This is a genomic window from Clostridia bacterium (assembly GCA_017554615.1).
Taxonomy (GTDB): domain Bacteria; phylum Bacillota; class Clostridia; order UMGS1840; family HGM11507; genus SIG450.
This window is the reverse complement of the sequence record JAFZHY010000022.1, coordinates 41,664-55,948: the sequence shown is the minus strand read 5'-3', so window position 1 is coordinate 55,948 and position 14,285 is coordinate 41,664. Positions and strand designations below refer to the sequence as shown.

Here is a 14,285-nt window from a genome sequence, read left to right as displayed (position 1 = left end):
CCAAAATGGAAAAAATGGTTAATATATTCTTATTCGGCAAAAAGTATCAGGTGCCGGAAAATCTTACAATTATGACTGCTATGGAATACGCAGGTTACCAGCTTAAAAGAGGTTGTGGATGCCGTAACGGTTTTTGCGGTGCTTGTGCAACTATATACAGAGTTTATCCGCAGACTGAATTAAAGGCTTGTCTTGCTTGTCAGACAAAGGTAGAAGACGGAATGTATATTGCAACTCTCCCATTCTTCCCTCTTGTAAAGAAAGTATATGATATGGATAAAATTTCTGTAAATGAACAGATAATGATGCAACTTTATCCTGAAATATATGCTTGTATCGGATGTAACGCGTGTACAAAAGCGTGTACTCAGGAACTTAATGTTATGCAATACATAGCATATGCGCAAAGAGGCGAATTTGAAAAATGCGCAGAAGAATCTTTTGACTGCGTAATGTGCGGAGTGTGTTCTTCCCGTTGCCCTGCAGGTATCTCTCATCCTCAGGTAGCAATGCTTGCAAGAAGAATTAACGGAAAATACCTTGCTCCAAAATCTAAACATCTTGAAAACAGAGTTAAAGAAATAAAAGACGGTACATTTAATGATCTTATAGAAGCATTGATGGATAAACCTATTGAAGAAATAAAAGAATTATATAACAACAGAGAAATAGAAAAATAAGGAGGTGGATGCAATGTATAGCGAAAAATTTACAGAGTCTTTAAAATTGGTTGAGAAAGCAAGAGAAAATAATATTAAACTTGAGCCAACAAGAATGACTGCCAAGGAAAAAGAAGATTTACTTAAGGCATTCCATCCCGATTATAAAGAAAACGAATTTGCAACTTTAAAAATCGGCCCTAACAAAGGCGAAAAAGTGCCAAAAGAACTTGCAGCATCATTATCTGCACACAGCAGAATAAAATCAGACAGTGTAGACCTATCTAAACCTGACTACGATGTTGATGTTCTTATTATAGGCGGAGGCGGTGCAGGAACAAGCGCCGCAATAGAAGCGCACGAAGCAGGTGCAAATGTTATGATTGTTACCAAACTTCGTATGGGTGATGCCAATACTATGATGGCAGAAGGCGGAATTCAGGCAGCAGATAAGGAAAACGATTCCCCTGCTATTCACTTTGTTGACGCTTTTGGCGGAGGACATTATGCAGCAAAAAGAGAACTTTTGTCAAAACTTGTTTGCGATGCTCCTGATGCTATATACTGGCTTAATAATCTTGGCGTTGAATTTGATAAAGATGAAGAAGGTAATATGATTACTACTCACGGTGGAGGAACATCAAGGAAAAGAATGCATGCGGCAAAAGACTACTCAGGTGCAGAAATTATGAGAACTCTTCGTGATGAAGTTATAAACAGAGAAATTCCGGTTGTTGATTTTACTTCTGCAATAGAACTTATACTTGACGAAAATGGTAATGCTGCGGGTGCTGTTCTTTTAAATATGGAAACAGACGAACTTCTTGTGGCAAAGGCTAAAACTGTTATTATTGCAACAGGTGGCGCAGGAAGAATGCACTATCAAGGCTTCCCTACTTCTAACCACTATGGCGCAACTGCAGACGGTCTTGTTATCGGTTACAGAGCAGGTGCAAAACTTCTTTATGCAGATACTCTTCAGTATCATCCAACAGGTGCAGCATATCCCGAACAGATTTTCGGAGCGCTTGTTACAGAAAAGGTGCGTTCACTTGGTGCTAAACTTATAAATGCAAAAGGCGAAGCATTTATGCACCCTCTTGAAACAAGAGACGTTTCTGCAGCATCAATTATCCGTGAATGTTACGAAAGAGGAAACGGAGTTGAGACAGGTAACGGTCTTGGCGTTTGGCTTGATACACCTATGATTGAAAAAATCGGAGGAGTTGGTACAATAGAAAAAAGAATACCTGCAATGCTAAGAATGTTCGGTAAATACGGAATAGACATAAGAAAAGAGCCTATTATAGTTTACCCTACACTTCATTACCAGAACGGTGGACTTGATATAAATAAAGACTGTATGACAACCAATATAGAAAACCTTTATGTTGCAGGAGAAGCAGTTGGCGGAATTCACGGAAGAAACAGACTTATGGGTAACTCTCTTCTTGATATTATCGTATTCGGAAGAAGTGCAGGAAAAAATGCCGCACAAAAAGCAAAAAATGTTAATTTAGGTAAACTTACTCTTTCTCATATTGATAAATTTGAGCAAGAAATTAAAGACGCAGGAATAGAAACAAATGATGTTTCTCCTAAACTTTTACCAGATTACACAAGAAAATAAAATTTATATGCCGAGTGTTAATACACTCGGCAGTTTTATTTGACTATCGTCAAGTGATATTTACTATGTAAGCGATATTTGCTTCGCAAGTGGTATTTGCATACGCAAGTTGTTTTCTTTAATAGTTTGTAATTATTACTTGAAAAAGCAATATAACTAATTTATAATAATTATTGAGGTGGAGTTATATGGCAAATAGTATTTTAAGAGATAAAGCAAAACAATTTGCAAAAGATATAGTTTATATATGTAGAGAAATTAAAAAAACTCAGAAAGAAACTATATTGGCAAATCAACTTTTACGGTCTGCAACATCAATAGGAGCAAATCTTCATGAAGGTCAATATGCACAAAGTAATAAAGATTTTATATCAAAACTTGAAATTGCTCAAAAAGAATGTTATGAAACGGAATATTGGTTAGAACTTCTCTTTGAAACAAATTGCATGAATGAAGAAACATACAAAAAAATGAGAAATGAATGTGGAACAATTCGTAGAATGTTAATTTCATCATTAACAACAATTAAATCTAAAACAGTATTGTGAAATTTATCCTATACTTTTACCTGATTAAATAAAAATTTATCAATGGAAGACACTTATTAAAGAAGTTGTCTTCCTTTTTTACATATAAAAAACTTATTTCAACTGCTTGAAGTAATATTATATTCGCCTAAAACTCGGCGTAGCCGATATATCACGAGTCGCAGACTCATATCACTGCAAAGCAATATCACTCGCCATATGGCGAATATAACTGAGGCACCATTCTTACGAATGGTGCCTCAATAAATTTAATATTATAGTTTACAAATATCACTTTCGGTAATAAGATGATAACCTGCATCAACAAGTGCTTTTTCTGCCAAATCATTATCTTTAACCCTTAAAACAACATAAGCGTGTTTTTCAGTTCTTGCCATAAAGGCATAGAGATATTCCATATTTATTCCTGCTTTATACAAAACATCAAGAGCGCCTGTTAATTTACCAGGAGCGTCGCCAATTTTTACGCCTACAACATCTGTTTCCTTAATAAGATATCCTGCATCTTCTAAGAATTTTTTAGCATTCTTTTCGTCATTAACAATCAGTCTTAATATACCAAAACTTTCAGTTTCTGCAATGGATAATGCACGGATATTGATATTATTAGAAGCAAGAATATCTGTGATAGAAACTAATGCACCCTGTTTATTTTCTACGAAAACTGTAAGTTGTTTAATTGCCATAATAAACTCCTCCTAAGATTAAATAAGTTTGCGTTTATCAATTATACGAACTGCTTTGCCTTCACTTCTTGCTATTGATTTTGGTGCAAGAAGATGAATTTTAGGGTTTATTCCAAGAATATTCTTCATTGCTTCTGCAAGGCTCTTTTCAAGAGCAATAATATCGCCTAATTTATCGGTAAACTGCTCAGGATTCATTTCAACATTTATATCAAATGTGTCAGTATTATTTACCCTGTCTATAATAATCTGATAGTTAGGCTGATAGCCTTCGGATAAAAGCACAGTTTCTATCTGGCTAGGGAAAACATTAACACCGCGAATAATCATCATATCATCGCTTCTGCCCATAGGTTTTGACATTTTAATTAATGTTCTTCCGCATGAGCAAGGTTTACGATTAAGTACGCATATATCCCTTGTGCGATATCTTAAAAGAGGAAATGCCTCTTTATCTAAAGATGTAAACACAAGTTCCCCTTTAGAGCCTTCAGGTAAAACTTCGCCTGTGTCAGGGTCAATTATTTCTGCTATAAAATGGTCTTCATTAATGTGCATACCTGTCTGCTCACTACATTCAAAAGAAACCCCAGGGCCTGATGTTTCTGTAAGCCCGTATATATCATACGCTTTTATTCCAAGAGTTTTTTCTATCCCCTGCCTCATTTCTTCTGTCCAAGGCTCTGCACCGAATATCCCTGCTTTAAGAGGAATATCTGACGGACCATAACCTTTTTCTTTTAAAAACTCGCCTATATATGCGGCATAAGACGGTGTGCAACATAGAATTGTTGCATTTAAATCTATCATAAACTGAATCTGGCGCTCGGTATTGCCTGATGACATTGGCAAAGTTAAACACCCTACTTTGTGAGAGCCACCGTTTAGCCCCGATCCACCTGTGAAAAGCCCATATCCGTATGCAACCTGACAAACATCTTCTTTTGTGCCACCTGCTGCAACTATTGCTCTTGCACAACAGTCTTCCCAAAGGTCAATATCACTTTGAGTATAAAAAGCGACAACTCTTTTACCCGTTGTGCCTGATGTGGAATGAATTCTTACACACTCGCTAAGAGGTTTTGCCAAAAGACCGTATGGATATGCGTCTCTTAAATCGCTCTTTGATAAAAACGGAAGTTTATGCAAATCTTCTATTCCGTTAATATCTTCTGGTTTAACGCCTTTTTCATCCATAAGATTACGATAATATTCAACATTTTCGTAAACATGCTTAACCTGTTTTTTTAGTTTTTCTGATTGAAGCTTTTTAATATCTTCAACAGGCATTGTTTCAATATCTTTTTGATAGTAATTTAAAGCCATTTTCATCTTCCTTTTATGTATATATCTATATATATAATAACATTTTTTTAATATTTTGTCAATTTATAGATTTATAATAAAAAAACAAAAAGGACAGATTATTTCTAATCTGTCCTTAAAGTTATCTAAAATTATTCAGATACGATTTCGTAAGAAGCAAGTGCAACTCCGTTATAAGTGTCATTTACTTCTAACCATCCTGATAAGGAGGCAATATTATTTGTGTTTTTGATTTCTGAAACGTTTAATTCAGGTTTAACATAATTTTTCATATTCAAATTTCCTCCTTTATATTATTTAACAAGTAGAACTGGTCTGTAGTTGTTTGTGTATGTCATATATGTGATAGTCCAAGAAGGAACAACAGCACAACCATCAGCTTCAGCGTCAATAATCTGAACAGCTATATCAACACTGGTTTGATCAGCATCAATAGCATCTTTAACTAATTCTGTAACATCTAAGAAAATGTTAGATGTAGCATAAGATGTAGTGTTGTTTTTCATAACAGTAGTATCAGGAACAGTAAATGTACCGCCGATTTTACCTACAGTGTTATTTGTTGCATCAAATGCTCTTGCAGCAATTGTAAGGTTTTTGAAACCATTTGCATAGCTGATGTTAGTAGCTCTCATGTTAAGAGCGATATTATCAGTTGTAGCCATATTAGCTGTGATAGGGAATGACATAACAGCATATTTGTTATATGTTGCACCAACTGAAGGTTTAACTGTAAGAGCAGCACCAGTTGCTGGAGCAGCAGATTTTGTTACATTAGCACCGTTTACTTCAACGTTGTAACCAGAATTTAGTGTCATATAAGAAACATTCTGTGCATCGTTTTTGTAAATGTTGTTTGTGTTGATATTAAAGATGTAAGTTTCAGTATTTGATTTGTCAGCTGAAGTAACTGTAACGATTTTTTTGTTATTAAATGTGCCAGTAGCAACATCTTTACCATAAAGAGCAGCACCGTTACCAGAGTTCCAGCTTGTGAAACTGTCTACGATATCGATATCAGCAGCAGGGTCAAATGCTTCACAGTATAATTCTACTGATGTCATGTTAGCATTACCTGCTCCAAAGTAACCGTATACTTCGTATTCTTTAACTTCTGGGTCAAATGCAGGATACATACCTGTTAAAACGTTAACGTTAGCAGCAATATCTCTGTGAACGAAAACATTTTTTAATAAAGCGTTGTTAGAAACTTTGATTTCGTTGCCTAAGTTATCAGCAGTTAAATCTAATTCTCTTTCAAAGCCTAAGTGTTCGCCATAAGAGTTAGTTGTGTATGGCTGAACTTTAAATTCGCTTGGTGAACCAGTAAATTCAAAACCAAATTTTGCTTCAGCAGCATTTGGAACTGTGATACCATCCTGAAGGTATGTGAATTTTTCACCGTTAACGTATACACCAACGTCAGAAACTTTGTAAGCACCTGAACCAACTGTATCGTTAGCATAAGTACCAAATACATAAAATTTGCTGTCGTCTTCATCGTACCATGCATATTCAACATCAGATACAGCATAAGCAGCAACTGAAGAGAAAAGCATTACGATTGCTACAAGTAATGAAATTCTTTTTTTCATAAAATCTCTCCTTTTTTTTTAAAATATATAAATTTCATAAACTACACGAAAATTATACCATATTCAATTTTTAATATATATGGAAAAAACGAATATGAATAAACAAAACGAATATTTATTAACCTATATATTTATTGTTTATTTGTTATTAAAAAACAATATTAATTATGATAAAAAACTAAAATAAATTTTAAAACTTTTTATTTTTTTATACCTGTGGTTACAAAAATTGCAACCACAGGTATATTTAAATTTAAGAAGTTAAAATAAACTTTATAATTTATTTATCAGCAGGGATTAAACCTACCCAGTCATGAATCATTGAACCTGCACCTGTTACATAAACTGTAACTTTTGTTTCGCCTTTTTCTAAGTAAACATTAGTATCGAATCTGTAACTGTCAAGGTCGTTATAGATATCTGTCTGGAATCTTGCATCAAATGTTAAGTCGCCAACTGAGATTAATCTGTCTGCAGTTAAACCTGATAGAGTTGAGCAAGACATTACAAGGTCATAGTATCCGCTTTCAGGAACTTCAAGTGTCCATGTAACGATATCGTTAATGTTATTGATTCTCTGAAGAGTTGTATCATTATGAGGAGTACCGTCCTGAAGATTTGTCCAGTAGTTTGTACCAGGTGTACCGATTACTTCTGTATATTCGATAGCAGGAACGCTTGAAACAAGTTCGCCTTCAAGAATATTGTTATTATCATCACTTACAAATGGTACAGTATTGTTTTTAACTCCTTTCAATACGATAGAAGGGTTTTCTTTATTTAATATTAAAGGTGTGTCTTCAGATACTGAAAGAAGTCTGTCTTTATTTGTTAATTTTCCTGATACACCGTATGAGCTAACCATTAAGTAGTTATGTTTACCACTTGTTGGACCTGCCCATTCAGCGTAAATCTGGTTACCGTTTATGTATCCTTTTACAGGATATACTGTTGTTACTCCGTCAACTGTTACTTCAAAGTTAACTACTGTTTCAGCGCCAGGTAACGGTTTGTCATTTAGATATATATTATATGAATTATAGTACATATCAAATATTACATAGTCGCCGTCGATTTCAGGCTTGATTGTATATTTCTGTTCGCCTACTGTAAGAGGAAGTCTTTCTTCGTCTCTTATTAAAGTAAAGTCTGTTACATTTGGAAGATATACTTTTGCTCTTGCTTCATTATCCTGAGAAGATAAAGATACTTCGTTATTACCGAATGCGCAAGATGTTGGAACATCTGCTTCAAATAGTAACATACCATTCTTTGTAAGACTTGTTTCACGAACTACCATATAACGATCGCCTTTAACTGCAAGTGCACGACCGAAGAATGTGAAACCATCGATTGTTACTGATTCTGCATCGTCTATTTTAACATAAACAACAGTACCGTCTTCAAATTCTAATTTAACTACATTATCAATAGTAGTTTCTTTAATATATGCCTGACCATCTCTTACTTTATGAATATTCATAGTAGTAACCATTTTGGTTCCTGCTGTTTTTTCAGTTTTAAAGTAAACTCTGTTTTCAAAGTCAGTTGCTGCATTATTTTTAAGTGCACCAGCATAAGCACCGTCTGGACCTTCAAATGCATTGTTATAGTATGCTGTTACATTATCAGGGTAAGCAACTTTTAAATCAAGGGCTGCTTCGTTTTTAACAGACTGAAGACCATTGCCTTCATTATAAAGACTGATTTGACCTGAAGAGTTAATCCACCATTCAAATTCAGATTCTTTACCTGCTCTTGCTGCTAAATCGTCGATAACGATAAATGTGTCAGGTCTTACATAGATAATATCTCTCTGGAATTTACCAATTCCGCCTTTATATGCTTTTGTAGCATCCCCTGCTACTAAGTCAAAGTCTGAGAATGTTAAGTAATCTGTGATATGGCCCTGAGCAGTTTTATCGTCATAAGGCTGACCTGTACCGATATCATATGTGATAGTGTTATGTGCGTATGATTTTCTGTTCCAGTTAAGGTCGAAATCACTTAGGTATGAATCATAGTAGTCAGAGTCGATAACTAAGTTTTCGCCAAGAGCCTGGATAAAGAAACTGTTATTATCAGGATGCATATGACCTAATGAACCGTGGTCACTTGAACGGAATATCATAGCAACTTTATTATCATCAGTTACATCTGAGAATAAAGATACGATACCTGCATCTTTAAATAATTTTGCTTTTGGAAGCATTGTTGGTGCGATGTATTCTACATCTGCATTATTATTTCTGATTGCTGTTGCAATTGAGTTTGTATGGTAATAGTCATCTTTATCTTTACCACTCTTCTTCATCATCCATGCGTTGATACCTCTTTGGATGCTGTTATAAGAATCTGTAGCAACGATAGCCTGAATTGTTGGGATATACATATCAGCAGTTATTGATGTCTGACGGTTCTGGTCTCCTAAGATAGAGATGAATCCGCCAACAGGCCATTGATATGTAAGATAGTAGTCTCTGTTCTGGAAAGCAACATTCTTTCTAACATTGATTACGCCATTTGTAGCAGTATATAATGCGTCTGAGAATTCAGCATCCTGTGTAGCAGAAGATGTAGAATAGAACGGGTTATTTTCAAATGAACCGTCATCCCCTGTCATTGGAAGCGCATTAATATATAATGGTAAAATATTTGCTATAATATTTCTTGCAAGTTGAGAATCTTCATAAATTGCAAGAGCACCAAGAGAAATCTGACGACCTCTCCACTGGTGAGATGCGGCAGGTTTAGCATATAGTGAATTCATATTCGCTCTTGTGCTTCCGCCACCGTAGTATTCATACCATCTTTCGATATGGTTTTCAATAAGTTTTTTACCTGCTTTTCTTGCTTCGTCTGATAGGTCATTATATAACCAGTCATAAACATAAGCAATAGCATTTACAAAGTATGGAGATGTTGTATCTGAGTTAGAATTGAATACGAATAATTCTTTTGGAACCCATGTTTGCATATGAATTAATTTTTCTTCAACAAAGTTAAGATATTTCTGATCCTGTGTAACAAGATACATTAAAGCAACATTACCAACATCCATTGCATATGCCCAGTAGTTAGCACCGTTTGTACCAGCAGCACCAGCATCAAACATTGCTTTAACTTCTTCTTTTGATGGAAAATCTTTAGCCATTGCAAGTTCAGTTTTATTTTTTAAAGTTTCCATCATATTTGTTTTTTTGCCTTTAAGACTTCTTAACTGAGCGATTATATCGTCATTTAAGATTAGTCTTGGATGCTTATTGTAATCAATTAAAGAATTGATATATTCAGGAGTGAATTCTTCCATTCTGAAATCAACTGCGTCAGCATCAATCATAAATTCTCTGGTTTCTGACCATGTAGAATAGTTAGAACCTTCTTTAAATCTTACTGCCCAGTAATATTTTTTTTCAGTTTCAAACATAACGTTAAAGTTATAAACGTTACTTGGAATACCTATTTTTTCAAATGCAACATTCTGCATTTCTTTATCTGTGCAAATTCTTAGTTCATATAAAGCAGTGTTGCTTACAAGAGGCCAAGAAAATGATGGTGGGTTATTCTGGGATACATAATTATGGTCTGGTCTAAATGGCATTGCTGTATCTAAGATGTTTCCCCAACTAACTTCTGCGGCAGATACAGTGATTCCTGCAGGAATCATCATTGAAATAATTAAAAGTAAACATAAAAACTTTTTCATACTGTACCCCTCCTTACTTAATTATTACGCATTTAGGGTCATTCTGCCATAGAACTTCGTCCCCTAAAGCATTTGCAAAACTTTTAACCGGTACATATACACAACCTTTGATTTCGCTTGGTGCTACATCAGTTGTATACGCTACACCGTTTACATTAAATGAATAGTCGTTTAAATTAAATGTTAATGTGCCTTTATCCCCTGTTAGTTCATAAGATGTACCATTCTTTGCTACTGTATATCCATACCATGATGCAAAGTTATTAACATCAACTAATGAACGACCATTTACTACTGTAATAGGGTTTGCAAGGTATTTAACTTCGTCTTTATATAGTAAGTTAATAATATTAGGAACAAGACGTACAGAAGGCGCTGCTACATAGTCAACAGTTTTGCTTTCTGCTCTTTCTTTTACAGGTTCAAAATCTTCAGCAGGAACATCTTTTGTAAGTTTAATATAGTCGATGAAGTATTCACCACTTGTTGAACTACCGTAAGACTGAAGTCTGATAGAGTTAACAGATTTACCTGTGAACTCGTTAAACCACTGCTGAGAATATGCCATTACACGTTTATTTGCTTTATCGTGCCATGTATTTTTTGCTCTTTGAAGGTCTAATGCTGCTTCTCCAAAGTTTTCATTTTCTAATATTACGCCTGTTGTTCTTGTTTCAGGGTCAATTCTTACTTTTAGTGTAAACCACTGGTTATTGTAGTCAGCACCTCTTGAGAAAAGGTTGTTACCTGCAGAGTTTACAAAACAAAGTGAGTCATTTGCCGCTGAGAACTTGATAATTCTGAATGCGTTTACGCCATTTTCCTGGAATTCCATAATGAAACCATAACCAGGAGTAGTTGTAGGCTTAAATTTAATTCTTACTTCGAATGTTACAGCACCGTCAACCTTTGGAACTGCAATATCAACATAGTTAGTTGATGTTGTATCAACCATTTTTAAAACATTCTTTTTCTTTCCTTCGGAAACTTCATACTCCGCAACTTCGATAGGGTTTGCTGCATCAGCATAAACAGTTGTAAAGCAAGAAGGAATTGCTCCTTCTTCGTAGGAGGTAAAGTCTTCAAAGAATATGTCGTTTGCGCCTTTAACCAAACCTGTATTTTCTTCATATCTTGGTGCTCTTACTGCCCACGCAAAAGAATTTACGCTGTAAGTTAAGCTCAAGGTAAGAATAGTAAATAGTATAAATAACTTTTTCATTCTTTTTCCTCCTTTACTTTAAGATAAATATGTCGATAGGTCTGTTATAATTACCGTATGAGTGGATAAATACTCTTGTTACAATACTTTCGTCATTAGTATCTTCGATTATATCTTTAAAATCACGATATGCGGACATATCAGAAGTTGAACCAGGACGAACCATTCTGCTTTCTATTTCTGATGGTTCATATACTGTAACTGCGCCCATACCTAATTTTGCTGCTTTATAAGCAAATGTTTCAATTTTTCCTTCAATATAATTACTAATTGAAGAGTCTCCTAAAGTATCAGCTGTATATGGTACATAAATGAAACCATCTTTCTGAACTTCATATACAAAACCAAATTCTCCAGGATGACTGTTTTTGATACGGTTTGTAAGTACAAATGTTGTGTAACCTTCGCCCTCTATATCACGAAGAACTAATTCAAATTTTGAAATGTTTCCGCTTATAAAGTCAGCTGAGAATGTTATTATATCCCCTACCTTTAAGTTTGCTAATGTAAATTCACCAGAAACAAGGAAATCGCCTTCTGCGTTTTTAATATTGGCAGAGTTCATAGCAACAAGTGAAAGGTCAGAAGCAATATATTCTTTTACTGCATTTGCACAGGAAATATAGAATTTACGTGCAGGTTTACCTTCAGAGTCAACTGCTGTAGTAATTTTCTTAATTAAACCGTAGTTATTAGAAACTGTAGGGTCAAAGTCAGAATCTCCATCGTTCTTTGCCATAAATGCAGTTGGATAGATACTGTCTAAATCAGAATAGAATGCATAACCTTCTACCTGACGAAGTGATGGTGCAATTGATGTTATAGGAACTACACCGTATAAATCTGAATCTTCTCCGTTATATAAGAATGCTTTAGTAGAAGAATCACCATAGAATTTTGTACCGATATGTGATGAACCTGCTGTTGCAACCCATGCAATATCAGCGGCTACAGTTTTAGCGTATGTATCAAAATATACAGAGTCATTTTGTTTAACTGTTAATCTTGTTGCACGGCCGCCGCCATTTACAAAAGCAGTATCGATATATGTGATTTTAGCATCATTATTAGTTCTGTATCTAATTAACTGGTCTAATTTCTTATTAGTAATCTTTTCTGCAATTTCTTCAGTAGTAAATCCAAAAGCATTTACTGATACTGCAACATCTTTTAATGTTTGCACCATATTATCCATTGCAAATTTGTCATTAGACTTAATTTTTTCAGTGTTACCGTCTAATGTAATATTTTTTGCAGCAGGGAATTCTTCTAAAACGCCTGATTCATTCATGATGTGGAATATATATTCATCAGCTTCGTCTTCATGATATGTAACTGCACGAAGAAGACCCCATTTTTCACCTGACTGGTCAGCATCTTTGATAGAAACTATCTGCCCTAAAGCGTTTAAAAGAACTTCAACATTTTTGCCAAGATATATTTCATCATATTTCATATCTTCTGCATATGTAGATAATTCGTATTCAGTATCACCAATTATACAAATATCTTTATTTTTATCATTTTCTCCAAAAGATGAAAATGTACCTGTAACTTTTTCTTCACTGAAATATGCTTTTATATAGCCCTGATAAGCATCTTTTGATTTGTAAACAACAACGCTGCCATCTGTTTTTAATTTACCAATATTTATTTCTTCGCCTTCCATATTATAAATGATTGTATATGGATCATCAACTTCTACATCAAGTACAATATTTCTAGAAAAGTCATTTGCATCGTAAAGGATATTGTTGGTTCTGTCAATTTTACCAACAATATATTCTTCATAGGCATCAACAAATATTACATCATATACTCCGTCGCTATTATTATCAAGAAGTCTTAGTTCTCCCTGAAGTTGTTCGCCGTCTTCGTCGTTGAAGATTGAAATATTAAAGTTTGCATCTGTTGCTGCTCCATTATATATAATAGATGCACCACGCATATATTTATATAATTTCTGTTTTCCACTATCATCTGCTTTATATACTGTGTAATCGGAAATATCTGCAACATCATTAATATCAATTGTAACAACATTGTTTTCGCCTTTTGCTTCACAGATGTATATTAAAACATTTACATCTTCTGTTACTTTATAATAAGCACTTACATTGTAACCTAAGAATGAGTTAGGAGAAAGAGTGCCAACATCGATTAGCGCATCGTTAACCTTGATGTGATAAGGTTCAACATCGTTAGGACCAACAAGGTTTGTTATGTCAACCCCTTCAACTATACCTTCTGCTTTAAGAACTTTAAAGTTTTCATACATTAAAGTATTACCTGTTGATATTTTATAACTATCAGATGATAAACTATCAACCATAAGCACATTAGCATTTAATGCATTGTAAATAAGGTTTATAGCACAACTTACATCAACATAACTGTCTAAAGATACTTTAATGCTCTTCATAAGGTCGATTGTGTATGCAAGTGTCTGATATCCACCTGGATATCCGCCATTTGCTTCTGCAACACTCTGATAACCAAGCAGTCTTGTTAAATAAACAATTGCTTCTGTTAATGTAATGCTTTCGTCTGGTTTAAATGTACCATCAGAATAACCGAAAGCAAGTCTTTTGCTTTTTGCAAATTCGATATATGCAGCATATTCATTATCAACTGCAACATCGCTGAATGGAGGAACCAAAACATTTGCTGTTACATATTCTGCAAGTCCTGAAGCGTTTACAACAAGTTTTGTAAATTCGCCTCTTGTAATGTTTCTGTTAAGATTTACAAAGTTTGCATCTGCAATATTAAGTGCAGTAATAATTCCTGCCATTTCATCATAGTTAGATGGTTTTTCATAAACATCTGCAGCAAAGGCAAAAGTAAATGAAAAGCTACTTAATAAAATTGTTAAACTTAAAATTAAAGATAATATTTTTTTCATACTTTCAA

Annotated in this window: 10 protein-coding genes; 3 read left to right on the top strand and 7 right to left on the bottom strand. The window is 34.4% G+C overall.

What is annotated here, in order from left to right:
• Positions 1-5: 5 nt before the first annotated feature.
• The 3 genes from IKZ35_05025 (at position 6) to IKZ35_05015 (ending at position 2,837) form a co-directional block, all read left to right on the top strand.
• Positions 6-680 carry a 4Fe-4S dicluster domain-containing protein gene (locus IKZ35_05025; GenBank protein MBR4893321.1) on the top strand — a complete coding sequence of 225 codons (675 nt, stop codon included), beginning with the start codon at positions 6-8 and terminating at the stop codon, positions 678-680.
• A gap of 13 nt (positions 681-693) precedes the next feature.
• Positions 694-2,289 carry an FAD-binding protein gene (locus tag IKZ35_05020; GenBank protein ID MBR4893320.1) on the top strand — a complete coding sequence of 532 codons (1,596 nt, stop codon included), beginning with the start codon at positions 694-696 and terminating at the stop codon, positions 2,287-2,289.
• 188 nt (positions 2,290-2,477) lie between these two features.
• Positions 2,478-2,837: a four helix bundle protein gene (locus tag IKZ35_05015; GenBank protein MBR4893319.1), complete on the top strand. Its 360-nt coding sequence runs from the start codon at positions 2,478-2,480 to the stop codon at positions 2,835-2,837.
• A gap of 254 nt (positions 2,838-3,091) precedes the next feature.
• On the opposite strand, the gene IKZ35_05010 is transcribed toward IKZ35_05015, so the two are convergent.
• The 7 genes from IKZ35_05010 to IKZ35_04980 all read right to left on the bottom strand — a co-directional run bounded on the left by IKZ35_05010 (position 3,092) and on the right by IKZ35_04980 (position 14,277).
• A complete protein-coding gene (locus IKZ35_05010) occupies positions 3,092-3,523 on the bottom strand; it encodes an ACT domain-containing protein (protein ID MBR4893318.1) in 432 nt (143 codons plus the stop codon).
• 18 nt (positions 3,524-3,541) lie between these two features.
• The gene (locus tag IKZ35_05005) at positions 3,542-4,849 is read right to left on the bottom strand and encodes a phenylacetate--CoA ligase (GenBank protein MBR4893317.1); all 1,308 of its coding nucleotides are present in this window, start codon (positions 4,847-4,849) and stop codon (positions 3,542-3,544) included.
• Positions 4,850-4,980: 131 nt separating this feature from the next.
• The gene (locus IKZ35_05000; GenBank protein ID MBR4893316.1) at positions 4,981-5,121 is read right to left on the bottom strand and encodes a hypothetical protein; all 141 of its coding nucleotides are present in this window, start codon (positions 5,119-5,121) and stop codon (positions 4,981-4,983) included.
• A 21-nt stretch (positions 5,122-5,142) separates the two neighbouring features.
• Positions 5,143-6,444: a hypothetical protein gene (locus IKZ35_04995; protein ID MBR4893315.1), complete on the bottom strand. Its 1,302-nt coding sequence runs from the start codon at positions 6,442-6,444 to the stop codon at positions 5,143-5,145.
• Between the two features lie 280 nt (positions 6,445-6,724).
• Positions 6,725-10,150, bottom strand: a complete 3,426-nt coding sequence (locus IKZ35_04990) for a DUF4962 domain-containing protein (GenBank protein ID MBR4893314.1) — start codon at positions 10,148-10,150, stop codon at positions 6,725-6,727.
• Positions 10,151-10,163: 13 nt separating this feature from the next.
• Entirely contained in the window at positions 10,164-11,372 is a 1,209-nt protein-coding gene (locus IKZ35_04985) for a copper amine oxidase N-terminal domain-containing protein (protein ID MBR4893313.1), read from the bottom strand.
• A 13-nt stretch (positions 11,373-11,385) separates the two neighbouring features.
• Positions 11,386-14,277 (bottom strand): S-layer homology domain-containing protein, encoded by a 2,892-nt coding sequence (locus IKZ35_04980; GenBank protein MBR4893312.1) that lies wholly within the window; start codon positions 14,275-14,277, stop codon positions 11,386-11,388.
• Positions 14,278-14,285: the final 8 nt, after the last annotated feature.